Origin of the sequence: Kitasatospora sp. NPDC057940 (assembly GCF_042887425.1) — a bacterium.
Classification (GTDB): Bacteria; Actinomycetota; Actinomycetes; order Streptomycetales; family Streptomycetaceae; genus Kitasatospora.
Window position 1 is genome coordinate 131,618 of sequence record NZ_JBHVPH010000022.1, and the last position, 16,151, is coordinate 147,768.

The 16,151-nt window shown below is 73.3% G+C and carries 16 protein-coding genes; 11 read left to right on the forward strand and 5 right to left on the reverse strand.

The genetic code is table 11. From position 1 onward, the window contains the following. Positions 1 to 154 precede the first annotated feature (154 nt). The gene (locus tag ACFVTF_RS28145) at positions 155 to 1,030 is read left to right on the forward strand and encodes a sulfurtransferase (RefSeq protein WP_387817200.1); all 876 of its coding nucleotides are present in this window, start codon (positions 155 to 157) and stop codon (positions 1,028 to 1,030) included. 57 nt (positions 1,031 to 1,087) lie between these two features. Here the strand turns inward: ACFVTF_RS28145 and sepH are convergent, their stop codons facing one another. Next, complete coding sequence (sepH, locus tag ACFVTF_RS28150; RefSeq protein ID WP_387817201.1) at positions 1,088 to 2,164, reverse strand: septation protein SepH; 1,077 nt, start codon at positions 2,162 to 2,164, stop codon at positions 1,088 to 1,090. Between the two features lie 517 nt (positions 2,165 to 2,681). On the opposite strand from sepH, the gene ACFVTF_RS28155 reads away from it, so the two are divergent. Next, entirely contained in the window at positions 2,682 to 3,566 is an 885-nt protein-coding gene (locus tag ACFVTF_RS28155) for a hypothetical protein (protein ID WP_387817202.1), read from the forward strand. On the opposite strand, the gene ACFVTF_RS28160 is transcribed toward ACFVTF_RS28155, so the two are convergent. Further along, positions 3,567 to 4,889 carry a D-arabinono-1,4-lactone oxidase gene (locus ACFVTF_RS28160; RefSeq protein ID WP_387817203.1) on the reverse strand — a complete coding sequence of 441 codons (1,323 nt, stop codon included), beginning with the start codon at positions 4,887 to 4,889 and terminating at the stop codon, positions 3,567 to 3,569. Between the two features lie 104 nt (positions 4,890 to 4,993). After that, entirely contained in the window at positions 4,994 to 6,262 is a 1,269-nt protein-coding gene (locus tag ACFVTF_RS28165) for an MFS transporter (protein ID WP_371519064.1), read from the reverse strand. Between the two features lie 127 nt (positions 6,263 to 6,389). Here ACFVTF_RS28165 and ACFVTF_RS28170 point away from each other — a divergent pair, with 127 nt between their 5' ends. Further along, positions 6,390 to 7,547 (forward strand): ferrochelatase, encoded by a 1,158-nt coding sequence (locus ACFVTF_RS28170; RefSeq protein ID WP_387817204.1) that lies wholly within the window; start codon positions 6,390 to 6,392, stop codon positions 7,545 to 7,547. A 32-nt stretch (positions 7,548 to 7,579) separates the two neighbouring features. Then, positions 7,580 to 8,398 carry an inositol monophosphatase family protein gene (locus ACFVTF_RS28175; protein ID WP_371519066.1) on the forward strand — a complete coding sequence of 273 codons (819 nt, stop codon included), beginning with the start codon at positions 7,580 to 7,582 and terminating at the stop codon, positions 8,396 to 8,398. Positions 8,399 to 8,539: 141 nt separating this feature from the next. On the opposite strand, the gene ACFVTF_RS28180 is transcribed toward ACFVTF_RS28175, so the two are convergent. After that, a complete protein-coding gene (locus tag ACFVTF_RS28180; RefSeq protein ID WP_030057688.1) occupies positions 8,540 to 8,725 on the reverse strand; it encodes a hypothetical protein in 186 nt (61 codons plus the stop codon). Positions 8,726 to 9,167: 442 nt separating this feature from the next. Between ACFVTF_RS28180 and ACFVTF_RS28185 the strand changes: the two genes are divergently transcribed. The 4 genes from ACFVTF_RS28185 (at position 9,168) to ACFVTF_RS28200 (ending at position 13,225) form a co-directional block, all read left to right on the forward strand. Further along, positions 9,168 to 9,821: a response regulator transcription factor gene (locus ACFVTF_RS28185; RefSeq protein WP_063349384.1), complete on the forward strand. Its 654-nt coding sequence runs from the start codon at positions 9,168 to 9,170 to the stop codon at positions 9,819 to 9,821. Between the two features lie 124 nt (positions 9,822 to 9,945). Further along, positions 9,946 to 11,229: a HAMP domain-containing sensor histidine kinase gene (locus ACFVTF_RS28190; protein ID WP_363584465.1), complete on the forward strand. Its 1,284-nt coding sequence runs from the start codon at positions 9,946 to 9,948 to the stop codon at positions 11,227 to 11,229. Positions 11,230 to 11,468: 239 nt separating this feature from the next. Then, positions 11,469 to 12,452 carry an acyl-ACP desaturase gene (locus ACFVTF_RS28195; protein WP_387817205.1) on the forward strand — a complete coding sequence of 328 codons (984 nt, stop codon included), beginning with the start codon at positions 11,469 to 11,471 and terminating at the stop codon, positions 12,450 to 12,452. A gap of 473 nt (positions 12,453 to 12,925) precedes the next feature. After that, positions 12,926 to 13,225 (forward strand): DUF4193 domain-containing protein, encoded by a 300-nt coding sequence (locus ACFVTF_RS28200; protein ID WP_030057692.1) that lies wholly within the window; start codon positions 12,926 to 12,928, stop codon positions 13,223 to 13,225. A 293-nt stretch (positions 13,226 to 13,518) separates the two neighbouring features. On the opposite strand, the gene ACFVTF_RS28205 is transcribed toward ACFVTF_RS28200, so the two are convergent. After that, the gene (locus ACFVTF_RS28205; protein ID WP_350880051.1) at positions 13,519 to 13,968 is read right to left on the reverse strand and encodes a DUF3093 domain-containing protein; all 450 of its coding nucleotides are present in this window, start codon (positions 13,966 to 13,968) and stop codon (positions 13,519 to 13,521) included. 135 nt (positions 13,969 to 14,103) lie between these two features. Here ACFVTF_RS28205 and ACFVTF_RS28210 point away from each other — a divergent pair, with 135 nt between their 5' ends. The 3 genes from ACFVTF_RS28210 (at position 14,104) to ACFVTF_RS28220 (ending at position 16,019) form a co-directional block, all read left to right on the forward strand. Then, complete coding sequence (locus tag ACFVTF_RS28210) at positions 14,104 to 14,682, forward strand: PaaI family thioesterase (RefSeq protein WP_387817212.1); 579 nt, start codon at positions 14,104 to 14,106, stop codon at positions 14,680 to 14,682. Further along, positions 14,679 to 15,146, forward strand: coding sequence for a dUTP diphosphatase (dut, locus tag ACFVTF_RS28215; RefSeq protein WP_350880049.1), 468 nt, complete (start codon positions 14,679 to 14,681; stop codon positions 15,144 to 15,146). Before ACFVTF_RS28210 ends, dut begins: the two co-directional genes overlap by 4 nt. 69 nt (positions 15,147 to 15,215) lie before the next feature. Further along, the gene (locus ACFVTF_RS28220) at positions 15,216 to 16,019 is read left to right on the forward strand and encodes a DUF3710 domain-containing protein (RefSeq protein WP_350880047.1); all 804 of its coding nucleotides are present in this window, start codon (positions 15,216 to 15,218) and stop codon (positions 16,017 to 16,019) included. The last annotated feature ends 132 nt before the right edge of the window (positions 16,020 to 16,151 follow it).

Sequence of the window (16,151 nt, forward strand, 5' to 3'; positions counted from 1 at the left end):
GGTTGGCGCAATGGGTGGTCGGCGCACGGAAATCCTCGCGCGCGAGGGTGATGCTTCCACTCTGGCGCGCGTCGAACCCTCGGGCCGCGCGGAAATTCCGGCAAAGACCGCACAAAGAGCAGCGGGGTGGCGGCGCTGCGCGACAATGGCCGCCATGACCACCTACAACGACGGTTCCCCGCTGATCTCCGCGGCCGGGCTGGCGCAGGCGCTCGCCTCCGCGCTCCCGCCGGTGCTGTTGGACGTGCGCTACCGGCTGGTCGGTGCCGCCCAGTCCGGCCCGACCGCCGTCGAGGAGTACCGGGCCGGGCACCTGCCCGGCGCCCGCTTCGTCGACCTGGACCGGGACCTCGCGGCCCCGCCGGGCGCCCCCGGCCGGGGCGGCCGCCACCCGCTGCCCGACCCGGAGGAGTTCGGCGCGGCGATGCGCCGCCTGGGGGTGGACTCCGGCCGCCCGGTGGTGGTGTACGACGGCGCGGCCTCGCTGGCGGCGGCCCGCGCCTGGTGGCTGCTGCGCTGGGCCGGACACCGGGACGTCCGGGTGCTGGACGGCGGGTACGCGGCCTGGACGGCGGCCGGACTGCCGGTGACGGCGGAGGTCCCGGCGCCGGCGGAGGGTGATTTCAAGCCGCTCCCGGGGCAGTTGCCCGTGGTGGACGCGGACGGTGCGGCGGCCTGGGCGCGCGGTGCGCTGCTGCTGGACGCCCGGGCGGGGGACCGCTACCGGGGCGAGAGCGAGCCGGTGGACCCGCGCGCCGGGCACATCCCGGGTGCGGTGTCGGCGCCGACGGCCGAGAACGTGGCGGCCGACGGGCGGTTCAGGCCGGCCGCGGAGCTGGCGGCGCGGTTCCGCGCGCTGGGCGCGGGTGAGCGGGAGACGGCGGTGTACTGCGGCTCGGGGGTGACGGCGGCGCACCAGATCCTGGCGCTGGAGGTGGCGGGCCTGCCGGCGACGCTGTACCCGGGGTCGTGGAGCGAGTGGTCGAGCGACGAGGCCCGCCCGGTGGCGGTGACCGACCAGCCGGGCTGAGCCGGGGCATACGTCAGGGGCGGGAGACCGGGCCTCCCGCCCCTGACGTAGGGGCTGCTATTCCTGCTTCTTGCGCCGGCTGCCGAAGACGATCTCGTCCCAGCTGGGCACGGTGGCCCGGCGGCCGGGCCGGACGCCGTCCGCCTCGGCCTGGCGGTCGGTGGTGCCGACCAGGCGCTCGCGGTGCGGTGCGACGGCCCGCGGCATCAGGATGTCGGCGTAGGCCGAGCCCGCGCCGACCGCCGGTGCGGCGGCCGCGGCCGCCTCCTCGCTCTCCTCGGCGACCTCTGCGGGCACCGGTTCGATCGGGGCGGGGCCGACGGCGAGGTCGCCGCGGAAGGCGGGGACCACGTCGAGCAGGCTGGTCAGGGAGTCCCTGGACTCGGCGGTGGCCTCACGGGACTCGCGGACCTCGCGGGCCGACATGATGCGGTCGGCGGAGGGCCGGTCGATCATCGGGCGGGGCGGCCGGTCCTGGGGGAGCCGGGCGATCCGCGGGATGAACGGGAAGACCGACTCCTCCTCGCGCTCGACGTTCTCGCCGATCAGCGCGCGGGCCTCGTCGTCGTTGGGCTGGACCAGGCGCCGGGGCGGGTCGTACGTCCAGGAGGCGCTGCGGCCCTCGCCGTCGGCACGGTAGGAGAGGATGACCTCCCAGGTGCCGTCGTCGCGCCGCCAGGAGTCCCAGCGTTCGGTGTCCTTCTCGGCGCCGCGCAGCGCGAGCCGCTCGGCGACGGCCTCGCCGAGCTGGGGCCCGGTGGATTCGCCGTTGCGGCGGATGGCGGTCTTGCGGGCGCGTTCGGCCATGAAGGCGCGCTCGGCGAGGACCGGACCCTCGAAGCGGCGGACCCGGTCGACGGAGATGCCGGCGGCCTGGGCGACCTCCTCGGCGGAGGCACCGGCTCGTATCCGGGCCTGGATGTCCCGGGGCCGCAGATGGCTCTCGACCTCGATCTCGATCTGGCCGAGGCGCGGACGATCCCCGCGGATGGCGGCGCGCAGCCGCTCGTCGATGGGAAGGGTGTACTCCGTGCTGTCGGCAGCCTTGAGCACCAGCCGTGTGCCGTCGTTGCTGACGGCCACAACCCGCAGTTCGGGCACGGTTACCTCCCGGGTGGTGCCTGCCGACGTCACCTGCGTCGCTGCTCCCGTACTGAGTGTGGCCTGCCCGCTCGCGACTGGCCACAACCTTGCTGAGTTCCCCGGCGTGTCGGGCATACGCCCGGTCACGCCGCTGTGGCACGGTTGCCTTTTTGCCACGCCATCCGTCGACGTCGCGCCTGGGTGCCCCGGCCGTCCTCGCACGCGGAGTGTTCGCGACGGTCCGGGACGGGCGTCGCCGTGCGTGCCTGTTCCGTGGCTCTTCGTCAAGCTGCCGGTGTGGGCGCAGTCGACAAGTCGACCCAAGGCTCAGGCTTTACGAACAGTACTCCATTCGTGGCATCCGAAGGGGCGGCTCGCCGCTCAAGTCTCCCGCGATTCACGGGAATCTCAAGAGCGCATGCCCCCAACGGCGGACCACCGGCGGGTGAACGGTGATCATCTTCACATATATCGGGGCCGGAGAACCGCATTTTCGTCCCTTGTGTCCTTCTTTGGGCAAGATGGAGTGACTTGTTCGAGGGACAGTCGTACGGACCGAGGGATGTTGATGCCGGAGCGGAGCCCCGCCGAGGAGGGCGGCAAGAAGGAGCGCAAGCGGATCGATCTGAGTGTGGCTCAGGTCGCGGCGAGTGCGCTGGCCACGGTGGTGGGGGCGCTGCTCGCCTCCGAACTCGGCGTGTACGGAACGATCCTGGGTGCGGCGGTGGTCAGTGTCGGGGCCACCACCGGCGGTGCGGTGTTCCAGCACATCTTCCGGCGCACCGGCGAGCAGCTGCGCGAGGCGGTGGTGGACCGGGGGCCCGGCCACGCCGTGAACGGGCTGCGCCAGGTGCCGGAGCGTCCGGTGGAGCCGGCGCCGTCGGCGATCTCCTCGGAGTGGAACGAGCCGCAGGTGGTCCGGGCGCGTCGGCGGTGGACCTGGAAGACCTACGCGGCGGTGTCGGGGCTGGTGTTCGTGGTGGCGATGACGCCGATCCTGGCGTTCGAACTGGCCACCGGTCAGCCGGTGTCGGCGACGGTGAAGGGCGAGTCGGGCAACGGCACCTCCTTCGGTGGCGTGGTGAGCCCGAAGTCCTCCTCCCCGCGGGAGACGCCGCCGGCGGAGCGGCCCTCCACCGGCGGCGGGCGCGGCTCGGAGCCCTCGCCGTCCGGCGGCGCCTCGGCCCCGCCGACGACGCGGCCGGGCCGGGAACCGAGCACCGGCCCGAGCGCGGGCCCGAGCGGTGGGGCCGGTGAGCACGGCGGCGGTTCGGCCTCGCCCTCGGCGGGCCCGAACACGACGCCGTCGGCCGGTTCGTCGCCGACCGCGGACGGCGGGAAGCCCCCCGGCACCTCCGGCGGGGCGAGCCCGCAGCCGCCGGTGCCGAGCAACGCCCCCGCCTCGGTGGCCCCGCCGCAGCCCGCGGCGCCGACCCAGGGCGCCACCCCGTGATCAGGCGCCGAGGACCCGGCGCAGGTAGTCGTTGCCGAACACGCGCTGCGGGTCGACCTCGTCGCGCAGGGCGGTGAAGTCGCCGAAGTGCGGGTAGGCGCCGGACAGGTACTCGGCGTCCCGGGTGTGCAGCTTGCCCCAGTGCGGGCGGCCCTGGTGGGCGCACATCAGCTGCTCGACGCCGGTGAAGTAGCCCTGGTCGGCGGTGCCCCGGTAGAGGTGGACGGCGATGTAGGCGCTGTCCCGGCCGGAGGCGGTGGAGAGCCAGAGGTCGTCGGCGGGGGCGAAGCGCACCTCCACCGGGAAGCCGACCTTCCAGTCGGAGCGCTCGACCAGGGCCTTCAGCTCGCGCAGCACTCCGGCGACGGCCGCGCGCGGCACCGCGTACTCCATCTCCACGAAGCGCACCTTGCGCGGGCTGGTGAACACCCGGTGCGCCGTGTCGGTGTAGCTGCGGTCGGACCAGGCGCGGCTGGCCAGCGAGGCGATGGCGGGGATGCTGGCGGGGAAGCGCCGGCCGACCCGGCAGGCGCCCTCCCAGACGGTGTTGGAGAGGAAGTCGTCCTCCAGCCACTCCTTGAACCGGGGCAGCGGGGCGGCCGGGCCCTGGCTGCGGTTGTTGCGCTTGGTGGCGCAGCGGTCGGTGTGCGGGAACCAGTAGAACTCGAAGTGCTCGTTGACCGCGGTGAGGTCGTCCAGCCGTTCCAGCACCTCGTCGAAGGCCATCGGCTGCTCGTGCGCGGTGAGCAGGAAGGCCGGCTCGACGGCGAAGGTCAGCGCGGTGATCACGCCGAGGGCGCCGAGGCCGAGCCGGGCGCCCTGGAAGAGCCGGGGGTGCTCGGTGGGGGAGCAGCGCCGGACGCTGCCGTCGGCGAGGACGATCTCCAGGGCGCGGATCTGGGCGGCGAGCGAGCCGGAGTCGCGGCCGGTGCCGTGGGTGCCGGTGCTGGTGGCGCCGGCCACGGTCTGCACCTCGATGTCGCCCATGTTGGTGAGGGAGAGGCCCTCGGCGGCGAGGATCCGGTTGAGCCGGGCGAGTGGGAGGCCGGACTCGACGGTGATGGTGCCGGCCTCGCGGTCGATCTCGCGGACGGCGGTGAGCGCGTGCGGGCGGAGCAGGACGCCGTCGCCGGCGGAGGCGATCGAGGTGAAGGAGTGGCCGGAGCCGACGGCCTTGACGGTGCGGCCCTGTTCGGCGGCGCGCAGGATCTCCTTGGCCAGCTCCTCCGCGGTGCCGGGGGTGGCGGCCCGGGCGGGCCGGGCGCTCTGGTTCCCGGCCCAGTTGGTCCACCGGGTGGGGGTCGCGGTAGTGGTCTGGGGCATGGCGCCGCCTCCTGCTCCGTGGCCGACCGGGGTCGGCGCGGTCCGGGGCGGTGGGGGCCGCCCTACCCGCGGGTAGGCCCGCGGGTAGGGAGAGATTAGTCAGTTCACCGTTCGAGGTCTACGGTCTGTTCGGCCGCTTCGACGGGCTCGTCGGCGGTCTGCTCGGAGGCGAGCCCGGCGCGCAGGCGGCCGAGTCCGGCGAGCGCGGTGACCACGCCGAAGACCCCGGCGGTCAGCGGCACCCAGTAGCCCGCGGCGGAGCCGGCGGCGTCCACCACCCAGCCGCCGGCGGAGGAGCCGACGGCGACGCCGAGGGCGAGCCCGGTGGTCGTCCAGGTCATGCCCTCGGTCAGCTGGGCGGCCGGGACGAGCCGTTCGACCAGGGCCATCGCGGTGATCAGCGTGGGGGAGATGGCGATGCCCGCGATCAGCAGCGCGCCGCCGACCGCGATCAGGCCGCCGACTCCGCGCACCGACTCGGCGACCAGCAGCAGCGGCGCCATGCTGAGCGCCATGAACAGGACGCCGACGAAGAAGCGGCCGGCCATCGAGCCGGTGAGCTTGAGGGTGCCGAACACCACGCCGGCCACGCAGGAGCCGAGCGCCCACAGCGCGAGGATCACGCTGGCGAGGGACTTGTGCCCCTGGGTCTCGGAGTAGGCGACGGTGACGACCTCGACCGAGCCGAAGATCGCGCCGGTGGCGACGAAGGTGAGGATCAGCACCTGGAGGCCGCGGTTGAGGATCACCGAGCCGCCGACGTGCCGGGCGCCCGGGTGGACCGGCGGTTCGGTGGCGCGCTGCCCGGCGAACAGCAGGACGCCGACGGCGAGGAAGACCCCGGCGAGCAGGACGCCGGCCTCGGGGAAGACGGAGGTGGCCAGGCCGATGGAGAGGATCGGTCCGACGATGAAGCAGACCTCGTCGACGACGGCCTCGAAGGAGTACGCGGTGTGCAGCTTGGGGGCGTCGTCGCGGTACAGGTGGGCCCAGCGGGCGCGGACCATCGCGCCGGTGCTCGGCATGACGCCCATCCCGGCCGCGAAGACGAAGAGCGTCCAGTCCGGCGCCTTGAGCCGGGCGCACAGCAGCAGTCCGACCACGGCGACGATGGTGAGTGCCATGGCCGGGACGATTATTCGGCGCTGTCCGTGCCGGTCCACCAGCCGGGAGACCTGCGGGCCGAGCAGTGCGGCGGAGATCGCCAGGGTCGCCGAGACCAGGCCCGCCACCCCGTAGGAGCCTCTGAGCTGGGAGAGCATGGTCACGATGCCGATGCCGGTCATGGAGATCGGCAGCCGGGAGACGAAGCCGGTGGAGGAGAAGGCCAGACTGCCGGGGGAGGCGAATATCTGGCGGTAGCTGGACAGCACGGGAGCTCCGCGGGGGTAAGGAACGAGGCTGGTCAACACAGCTTACGTACCTTGGCAAACAGTATTTTCCGGACACCATCGCGGCCCCGACGGGGCTCTCCGGCCCCGCAATGGCAGGATCGGTGCCATGTCCGACGCGCGCAAACCCTTCCCGTCCGGCGCCGCCCCGGCAGCGCCGCAGCCGTACGACGCCCTGCTGCTGCTCTCCTTCGGCGGGCCCGAGGCCCCCGAGGACGTCGTCCCGTTCCTGGAGAACGTGACCCGGGGCCGCGGCATCCCCAAGGAGCGGCTGAAGGAGGTCGGCAAGCACTACTTCCTGTTCGGCGGGGTCAGCCCGATCAACGAGCAGAACCGCGAACTGCTCGCCGCGCTGCGCAAGGACTTCGCCGAGCACGGTCTGGACCTGCCGGTCTACTGGGGCAACCGGAACTGGGCGCCCTACCTGGTGGACACCCTGCGCGAACTGGCCGCCGACGGCCACCGCCGCGTCGCCGTCCTCGCCACCAGCGCCTACGCCGGCTTCTCGGGCTGCCGCCAGTACCGGGAGAACCTGGCCGACGCGCTGGCCGCCCTCGCCGCCGAGGGCCTGCCCGAGCTGCGGGTCGACAAGCTGCGGCACTTCTACAACCACCCGGGCTTCGTCGAGCCGATGGTCGACGCCACCCTGGCCGCCCTGGCGCGGCTGCCCGAGGACGTCCGGGCCGGCGCCCGGCTGGCGTTCACCACCCACTCCATCCCGGACGCCATGGCCGAGACCTCCGGCGCCCCGGACGACCCGGCCCGCGGCCGCCCCGGCGGCGCGTACGTCGCCCAGCACCTGGACGTCGCCCGGCTGATCGCCGGGGCCGTCGCCGAGCGCACCGGCGTCGCGGACCGGCCCTGGGAGCTGGTGTTCCAGAGCCGCAGCGGCGCCCCGCACACGCCGTGGCTGGAACCGGACATCTGCGACCACCTGGAGGCCCAGCACGCCGACGGCGCGCCCGCCGTGGTGATGGTCCCGATCGGCTTCGTCTCCGACCACATGGAGGTCAAGTACGACCTCGACACCGAGGCCGTCGCCAAGGCCGCCGAACTCGGCCTGCCGGTGGCCCGCGCCGCCACCGTCGGCGCCGACCCGCGGTTCACCGCCGCGGTGCGCGAACTGGTCCTGGAGCGGGCCGCCGCCGAGCGCGGAGAGCCGGTGACCCGCTGCGCCCTCGGCGCGCTCGGCCCCAGCCACGACGTGTGCGCGGTGGCCTGCTGCCCCAACCCGCGAGCCCCCCGCCCGGCCGCCGCCGAGCGCTGACCGCCCGTCCCGCTTTCCCGGAGGAGAGACCCGTGCCCACTCCCGCCCTGCCCGACGACCGGCTCCTCGACGACCTGCTGGAGGTCGCCCTGGACGCGGCCCGGCAGGCCGGCGCCCTGCTGCGCGACGGCCGGCCCGCCGACCTCGGCGTGGCCGGCACCAAGAGCAGCCCGGTCGACGTGGTGACCGAGATGGACCTCGCCTCCGAGAAGCTCGTCCTGGAACTGATCACCGAGCGCCGCCCCGAGGACGGCTACCTCGGCGAGGAGGGCGCCGAGCGGCCCGGCACCAGCGGGGTGCGCTGGGTCGTCGACCCGCTCGACGGCACGGTCAACTACCTGTACGGGCTGCCCTCCTGGGCGGTCAGCGTGGCCGCCGAGCTGGACGGCCGGGCGGTCGTCGGCGTGGTGTACGCGCCGGCCCGCGGCGAGCTGTTCCACGCCGTCCTCGGGCGCGGCGCCCGGCTCGACGGCCGGCCGCTCGCCACCCGCCCGGCCCCGCCGTGGGGCCAGGCGCTGATCGGCACCGGCTTCAACTACGTCCAGTCGGTGCGGACCCGCCAGGCCGAGGTGCTGCTGTCCCTGATGCCCGAGGTGCGGGACATCCGCCGGGGCGGGGCCGCCGCGGTGGACCTGTGCGACGTCGCCGCCGGGCGGCTGGACGGCTACTACGAGCGCGGCCTCGCCCCCTGGGACCGCGCGGCCGGCTGCCTGATCGCCGCCGAGGCCGGGGCCCTGGTCGGCGGCCGCCCCGGCCACGGCCCGGACGGCGAGCTGACCGTGGCCGCCGCGCCGGGCGTGTACCAGCCGCTGCAGGAGCGGCTGGCCGCGCTGCGCGCCTGGGCGGACTGAGGGCGCGCCCCGGGGCCTCGGACGGTCCTGGACAGCGAAGAGCCCTGGCATACGGGGGATGCCAGGGCCTGGGATTTTCGCACGACCCCCGCAGGGCCGCTGGTGCCGGAGGTCCGGCGTCGGGTCGGAAGGTCGGGTGGATCAGGCGGCGGTGCGGTGGCGCTCCAGCACGGTGTCCACGCCGTGCTCGGCGGCGAGCCGGCGGAGGTCGTCCAGCTCGGACTGCTCCACCTCGGCGAGGAACTCGTCCCCGGCCTCGATCGCGCGGTGCAGATCCTGCTCGGCGTTGGCTATGCGCTGCAGGATTCCGGCCTTGAAGGCGTCCATACGGGCCCCCTTACTGTGTCGGACGTGCACGGTCGTACGTTCTCCGCCCCGAGGAGGTGTGGCCAGCGGCAGCGCCCCGTCCGGCAGGTCGTGGATCTCCGGTCGAGCGCGGAGACGGCCTTCGGCCGCTCCCGGTGACGTCCCAGCCCCAGGGCCGGCGCGGATGAACGCACGGCGGGTGGGTGCGATCGGCCAACAGCCAGATCGCGGGTGTGAACCTGTCCTCCCCGCCGGGGAGAGGGGGAAACCTTCCGGCCCGAGAAAGTTGCCTGTGTCACAGTCCAATCGGACTGGTCCCGACACGAACGGTCATCACCTGCCGCCAACGCTCCGTGCCTGAGCGGCAGCTTATCGCTGCTTTACCGGCGGACCAGGCAGGATGGAGGCACCGTCGGAGCCGCGCGTCCGCTTCCGGGGCCGGCCTGGAGAAGGGACAACGATCGTGCGGGTTCTCGTCGTCGAGGACGAGCAGTTGCTCGCCGAGGCTGTCGCCACCGGCCTGCGCCGCGAGGCGATGGCCGTCGACGTGGTGTACGACGGGGAGGCCGCGCTCCAGCGCATCGCGGTCAACGACTACGACGTCGTGGTCCTGGACCGCGACCTCCCGCTGGTCCACGGCGACGACGTCTGCCGCAAGGTGGTCGAACAGGGCCTGGCCACCCGGGTGATCATGCTGACCGCCTCCGGCGACATCAGCGACCGGGTCGAGGGCCTGGAGATCGGCGCGGACGACTACCTTCCGAAGCCGTTCGCCTTCAGCGAACTCGTCGCCCGGGTAAGGGCGCTGGGCCGCCGCGCGACCGTTCCGCTGCCCCCGGTGCTGGAGCGGGCCGGCATCTCGCTCGACCCGGGCCGCCGCGAGGTGATCCGTGAGGGCCGCACTGTCCAGCTCGCCCCCAAGGAGTTCGCCGTCCTGGAGGTGCTGATGCGGGCCGGCGGCGCCGTCGTCTCCGCCGAGCAGCTCCTGGAGAAGGCCTGGGACGAGCACACCGACCCGTTCACCAACGTCGTGCGCGTCACCGTGATGACGCTGCGCCGCAAGCTCGGCGACCCGCCGGTGATCGTCACCGTCCCGGGCTCCGGCTACCGGATCTGACCGGATCCGACCGGACGCGCCGGACCACCTGACCGGATCCGAGCGGACCGGATCCGTTCGCCGGACCCGGTCGGGCTCCCCCCACCCCGCGCCCGCCCCCGGCGGACGCCCCGAGAGGACCATCATGACCACCCCGCCCCCGGCCGGCGGGCCCTCCGGCGCGCCCGCCGGCGGCCCGCGCGCCGTACCGCCCAAGCCCCAGCACCCCCCGCGCGCGCCCCAGTCCGGACGCTACGCACCCGGCGACGGCATGCTCGCCTGGCTGCCCTTCCGGCCGACCATCCGGATGCGGCTCACCCTGCTCTACGGCGGCATGTTCCTGATGGCCGGCGTGGTCCTGCTGCTGCTGATGTACGTGTTCTTCCAGGACGCCGTGAACAACCTGGCGCCGCGCACGTTCCAGTTCGACGGCAGCCTGCGGGTCAACGGCGTCCCGATGAACAGCGCGCAGTTCAACCAGGAGCAGGCCGGCGACTACCTGCTGCGCTCCAACTCGGCGCTCAACACCCTGCTGCGCAAGTCGCTCACGATGCTGGTCTGCCTCGCCGTGATCGCCTTCGCGGCCGGCTACGCGCTGGCCGGCCGGGTGCTGCGCCCGCTCGGCCGGATCACCCGCACCGCCCGCGACGTCGCCTCCTCCGACCTGCACCGGCGGATCGAGCTGGACGGGCCGGACGACGAGCTCAAGGAACTCGCCGACACCTTCGACGACATGCTGGACCGGCTGGACCGGTCCTTCGACTCCCAGCGCCGCTTCGTCGCCAACGCCTCGCACGAACTGCGCACCCCGCTGGCGATCAACCGCACCCTGCTGGAGGTCCAGCTCTCCGACCCGGCCGCCTCGCCCGACCTCCAGCAGCTCGGCAAGACCCTGCTGGCCACCAACGAGCGCAGCGAACAGCTGGTGGAGGGCCTGCTGCTGCTCGCCCGCAGCGAGAACGAGCTGACCGACCGCCGCCCGGTGGAGCTCTCCGAGGTGGCCACCCGCGCCCTGGAGCAGACCAGGGCCGAGGCGGACCGGCGCGAGGTCGAGCTGCGCTCCAAGCTCGCTCCGGCCGTGGTCGCGGGCAACGGCGTGCTGCTGGAGCGGCTGGCGCTCAACCTGCTGCAGAACGCCGTCCGGTACAACACCCCCGGCGGCTGGGTCGAGCTGGCCACCGCCGAGGTGCCCGGCGGCGGCGAGCTGGTGGTGTCCAACACCGGCCCGGTGGTGCCCGGCTACGAGCTGGAGCACATCTTCGAACCGTTCCGCCGGGTCAAGGGCGCCGACCGCACCCGCAGCGACAAGGGGGTCGGGCTCGGCCTGTCCATCGTCCGCTCGGTGGTGCGCGCCCACGGTGGCACCATCGAGGCCACTGCGCGCGCCGGTGGCGGCCTCACCATGCGGGTCCGGATCCCCAACCCCTGACCCCGCCCGCCGGGCCCCTCCCGGGCCCGCCGCGCCCTCCCCGCCGCCGCGCTCCGTAAGCGACCGTTCACCGCCGCCCCCGTCAGGCCCGTCAAGACGACATAAGGCCTGGCGGGGGCGGCTTGTCATTTCCTGCCCGGGCAACTTACGGTGTCGTAACCTACGGAACCGTAAGTGCGTCGCAGACGTGCCCGCCCAACGCGCCCGTCCCGCGCGTGCCGTCCCCCAGGAGCAAGACCGTGACCATCGCCCCTGTGCAGAGCAGCGCCTCCCTCGGATCGACCGGCTGGACCGACGCCCGGCTGATCCTGGCCCTCGAAGAGGTCGTGGAGAAGGAGCTCAACCGCCACCTCACCGTGGCCAAGGAGTGGATGCCGCACGAGTTCGTGCCGTGGAGCCAGGGCCGTGACTTCGACGGCGTGATGGGCGGCGACGCCTGGGCCGTCGAGCAGTCCCAGGTGACGCCGCTCGGCCGGGTGTCGCTGGTGGTGAACCTGCTGACCGAGGACAACCTCCCCAGCTACCACCACGAGATCGCCAGCATGTTCGGCCGCGAGGGCGCCTGGGGCACCTGGGTGCACCGCTGGACCGCCGAGGAGGGCCGGCACGGGATAGCGATTCGCGACTTCCTGCTCGCCACCCGGGCCGTCGACCCGGTGGAGCTGGAGCGGGCCCGGATGAGCCACATGTCCGAGGGCTTCGAGTCCGACAACGCGCACAGCATGCTGCAGTCGGTCGCGTACGTGGCCTTCCAGGAGCTCGCCACCCGCATCTCGCACCGCAACACCGGCAAGTACGCCGGCGACCCGCTCTGCGACCAGCTGCTGGCGAAGATCGCCAACGACGAGAACCTCCACATGGTCTTCTACCGGAACCTGCTGAAGGCCGCCCTGGAGATCGCCCCCGACCAGGCCATGCGGGCCGTGGCCGACGTGGTCACCAACTTCCGGATGCCCGGCCACGGCATCCCCGGCTTCGAGCGGGCCGCCGCGCAGATCGCCCTCGGCGGGGTCTACAACCTGCGCATCCACCACGACGACGTGCTGCAGCCGGTGCTGCGCCACCTGCGCGTGATGGAGATCGGCGGCCTCGGCCCGGAAGGCCTGCTGGCGCAGAACGAGCTCGGCGTCTTCCTGGACGGGCTGGACGGCCAGGCACGCAAGTTCGAGGAGCGCCAGGCCGCGATCCTGGCCCGTCGGGCCGCGCGCCGCAGTGCCGACTAGGGTGTTCGGCGGAGCAGCCGAAGTGGGTGGATTTTCCGTGGTTTGCCCTGGAAGATTCTGAACGTGACCAAGCTCACATCGTGTCGCTCCGCGGCTTCGCCCGACCTCGGAGAGTGATCACCCGAACTGGGGTACCGATCGCAGTCCGTGACCGGATTTCGGGTCCGCACCCGGCCGGATGATTGGCCGGTACCCCAGGTGGGCAAGGGAACGGACGAGCATCAGTGCGGCCCGTGCTCACTGTGAGTGGCCGCCGAGCGGATGCTGGAGGAGGCTGGCGATGGCCCAGCGTGAGGCCTCCCGCAGCCTGGTGGATCACCCCAACGGACCCCTGGCTGAGTGTCGATTGAGTAACAGGGCTTGAAGTAAGGCAAAATCTCCGCCTCGGGTCGGGCACAAGACCGACCCCCCATGCGTTACGTGCGCTGGAGATACCGCACACACCGCACAAACCCGGAGGGGGAGAGCGAACAATGGCAACGGACTACGACACCCCACGCAAGACCGACGACGAGCTCAACGAAGACAGCATCGAGGAACTCAAGGCTCGGCGGAACGACAAGGGCGGCGGCTCTGTCGACGTCGACGAGTTCGACGCGGCCGAGGGCATGGAGCTCCCGGGCGCGGACCTCTCGAACGAGGAGCTCGCGGTCCGGGTGCTGCCGAAGCAGGCCGACGAGTTCACCTGCATGAGCTGCTTCCTGGTGCACCACCGCAGTCAGCTGTACAGCGAGAAGAACGGCAACCCGATCTGCCGGGACTGCGGCGCCTGAGCACCGCGGCGGACAGGGCCCGGCACCCGCGGCTTCCGCGGGGCCGGCACAGCGCCCCTTCCGGCCCCGGGCAGCGGGGCCGGACGGCAGGTCCGGGAGCCGTCCTGACGGACGGCACCGGGAGGACGGGGTCGGCCATGAGCACGTCGGCCGGCACAAAGTCGTAGGGACGGTCCCGCATCAGCGGAACCGTCCCTCTCCGTTTTTTCGGGCCTGTGCGCGCTCCGGGGCTGCCCCGGGCGCGTGCGGGCCCCTCCGCCAGGTGCTGTCCGGCAGGATCGGCCGGACACGTCCTAGGTGCGGGCGCCGCGACGGGCCTCCTCCAGCGCCTCCGCCAGCTTCATCGGCGAGCGGGTCGACAGGTAGAGATAGGGCGTCGGGTCGGACGGGTCGGTCACCTCGATCCGCAGCGCCGTCGGGACGTAGCTGCGCAGCAGCATGAAGGCGCGCGGGTTGGCCTTCGGCCCGCGCCAGGCCACCGCCTCGGCGGGGCTCAGCGGGTGCGCGGTGCCCAGGGCGTCCACCGGGATCCGGGCCGGCCCGGCCACCAGCGAGCCCTGCACCACGCGGATCCGGACCGAGCCGTAGCTGCTGATCGCGACCGCGCCGGCGGCGATGCCGACCACCAGCCCGACCAGCGCGGCCAGACCGCTGACCCGCAGCAGGATCAGGGCGAGCGTGAGCCCGGTCGCGACCGGGAGCAGCCACCAGGAGCGCGGCACCGTGAGGCGTTCGTCGTACATGCCCCCATTGTGGGCGCCCTGACGCCGGCACCGGGACGCCACCCCCACCGGCCGCGCGGCTACCCCTGGGTAGGCTGGGGCCCCGTGACCGGTTCGACCACCCCCACTGCCCCCGCCGACCGGCCGGCGCCCGCGCTGCCGCCGTCCCCGACCACCCCGCCGCCGGACGCCGTACTGCCGCCGCGCGCCCCCGAGGCGCCCGCCCCCGGCACCCGGCTCGGCTCCCACTACGAGCACTGCTTCGGCTGCGGCCCGCAGCACCCCGGCGGGCTGCGGATCGACGCGGTCGCCGGTGAGGGACTCGACGTCACCGCCGAGTTCGCCGTCCGGGACGTCCACCAGGGCGGCCCCGGCCTGGCCCACGGCGGAGTGCTGACCACCGCCATGGACGAGACCCTCGGCACGCTCAACTGGCTGCTGCACGCCCCCGCCGTCACCGGCCGGCTGGAGACCGACTTCCTCTGCCCCGTCCCGGTCGACTCGGTGCTGCACCTGCGCGCCTGGGTCACCGGCGTCCACGGCCGCAAGATCTACAGCGCCGCCGAGGCACGCGTCGGCGGCCCCGACGGACCGATCGCGGTGCGTGCGCAGGCGCTCTTCGTCCAGGTGAAGCTGGAACACTTCACCACGCACGGTCGTCCCGAGGACATCGAGAAGGTCCTCGACGACCCGGATCTGATGAAGCGCGCACGAGCCTTTGAGGTGAACCCTTGAGCAACACCCCCCGCCCGCCGCTGGACGTCCTGATCAGGCGCATCGACCCCGAGTTGCCGCTGCCCGCCTACGCGCAGCCCGGCGACGCGGGAGCCGATCTGCGCACCACCGTGGACGCCGAGCTGGCCCCCGGTGAGCGGGCCGTCCTGCCCACCGGCATCGCGATCGCCCTCCCGGACGGCTACGCGGCCTTCGTCCACCCCCGGTCCGGGCTGGCAGCTCGTTGCGGAGTTGCTCTCGTGAACGCCCCGGGGACGGTCGATGCCGGGTACCGTGGAGAGATCAAGGTGATCGTCGTCAATCTGGACCCGCGCGAGGGGGTCAGCTTCCGCCGAGGGGACCGGATCGCCCAGCTGGTGATCCAGCAGGTCGAGAAGGCCCGCTTCCACGAGGTGGCCGAGCTGCCTGGGTCGGCACGTGCCGAGGGCGGGTTCGGGTCGACCGGCGGCCACGCCGCGGTCTAGCATTCCCGCGGCCTCGCAGGAAGCCGAGCAGGTATTCGCATCGGTCTTGGACCGGGAAGGACAGTGACCGTGTTCCGTCGTCGCCAGAAGAGCGAGGACGCTGTCGAGCAGCTCGCCGACGACGCCATCAGCGCCGACGAGACGGCCGATGACGTCGAAGGTTCCGCCGAGAGCGAGAACGTGACCGAGCTGGACCCGTCCGACAAGGTCGGCCTGCCGCCGGCCCCGCGGCCGGACGGTCCGTGGGACCACTCCGAGCTGGAGAACCCCGAGGAGGGGCGGGTGGACCTCGGGGGTCTGCTGGTCCCCGGTGTCGAGGGCATGGAGCTGCGGGTGGAGGTCGCCGGTGACGCGATCGTCGCCGCGACCCTCGTCCTCGGCAACAGCGCCATCCAGCTGCAGGCCTTCGCCGCTCCCAAGTCGGAGGGCATCTGGGGGGAGGTCCGGGAGGAGATCGCCAACGGCATCACCGCGCAGGGCGGCCTCATCGAGGAGGAGGAGGGCCCGCTCGGCTGGCACCTCCGCGCGCAGGTCCCGGTGCAGCTGCCGGACGGCACCCAGGGCGTACAGCTGGTGCGCTTCGTCGGTTGCGACGGCCCGCGCTGGTTCCTGCGCGGCGTGATCTCGGGCCAGGCCGCCGTGCAGCCGGAAATGGCCGGGATCCTGGAGCAGGTCTTCCAGCAGACGGTCGTCGTCCGGGGCGAGAGCCCGATGGCGCCCCGCGACCCGATCGTGCTGAAGCTCCCCGAGGACGCCCAGATGGTCGCCGACGGCGGCGGTGCGGCTGCGGCGGCCGGCGAGGGCGACAACCGTTTCGGCAGCGCGGCCCTTGACCCGTTCGCCCGCGGTCCGGAGATCACCGAGGTCCGCTGACCTGGTCCGCGTCGCACTGATCGCCCCTGCCCGGGACCCCGGGCAGGGGCGATTTGCATGTGGCGGTCCTGTCCCCGTACAGTTCCGGAGTCGCCGCGAGAGAGCGGGGGCAAGTGGAAAGCGAATTCCGAT

Excerpts from the sequence above, each read along its gene's own strand:
- ACFVTF_RS28145 (WP_387817200.1), top strand. The coding sequence starts at position 155 with ATGACCACCTACAACGACGGTTCCCCGCTGATCTCCGCGGCCGGGCTG.
- ACFVTF_RS28155 (WP_387817202.1), top strand. The coding sequence starts at position 2,682 with ATGCCGGAGCGGAGCCCCGCCGAGGAGGGCGGCAAGAAGGAGCGCAAG.
- ACFVTF_RS28160 (WP_387817203.1), bottom strand. The coding sequence starts at position 4,889 with ATGCCCCAGACCACTACCGCGACCCCCACCCGGTGGACCAACTGGGCC.
- ACFVTF_RS28170 (WP_387817204.1), top strand. The coding sequence starts at position 6,390 with ATGTCCGACGCGCGCAAACCCTTCCCGTCCGGCGCCGCCCCGGCAGCG.
- ACFVTF_RS28180 (WP_030057688.1), bottom strand. The coding sequence starts at position 8,725 with ATGGACGCCTTCAAGGCCGGAATCCTGCAGCGCATAGCCAACGCCGAG.
- ACFVTF_RS28190 (WP_363584465.1), top strand. The coding sequence starts at position 9,946 with ATGACCACCCCGCCCCCGGCCGGCGGGCCCTCCGGCGCGCCCGCCGGC.
- ACFVTF_RS28200 (WP_030057692.1), top strand. The coding sequence starts at position 12,926 with ATGGCAACGGACTACGACACCCCACGCAAGACCGACGACGAGCTCAAC.
- ACFVTF_RS28205 (WP_350880051.1), bottom strand. The coding sequence starts at position 13,968 with ATGTACGACGAACGCCTCACGGTGCCGCGCTCCTGGTGGCTGCTCCCG.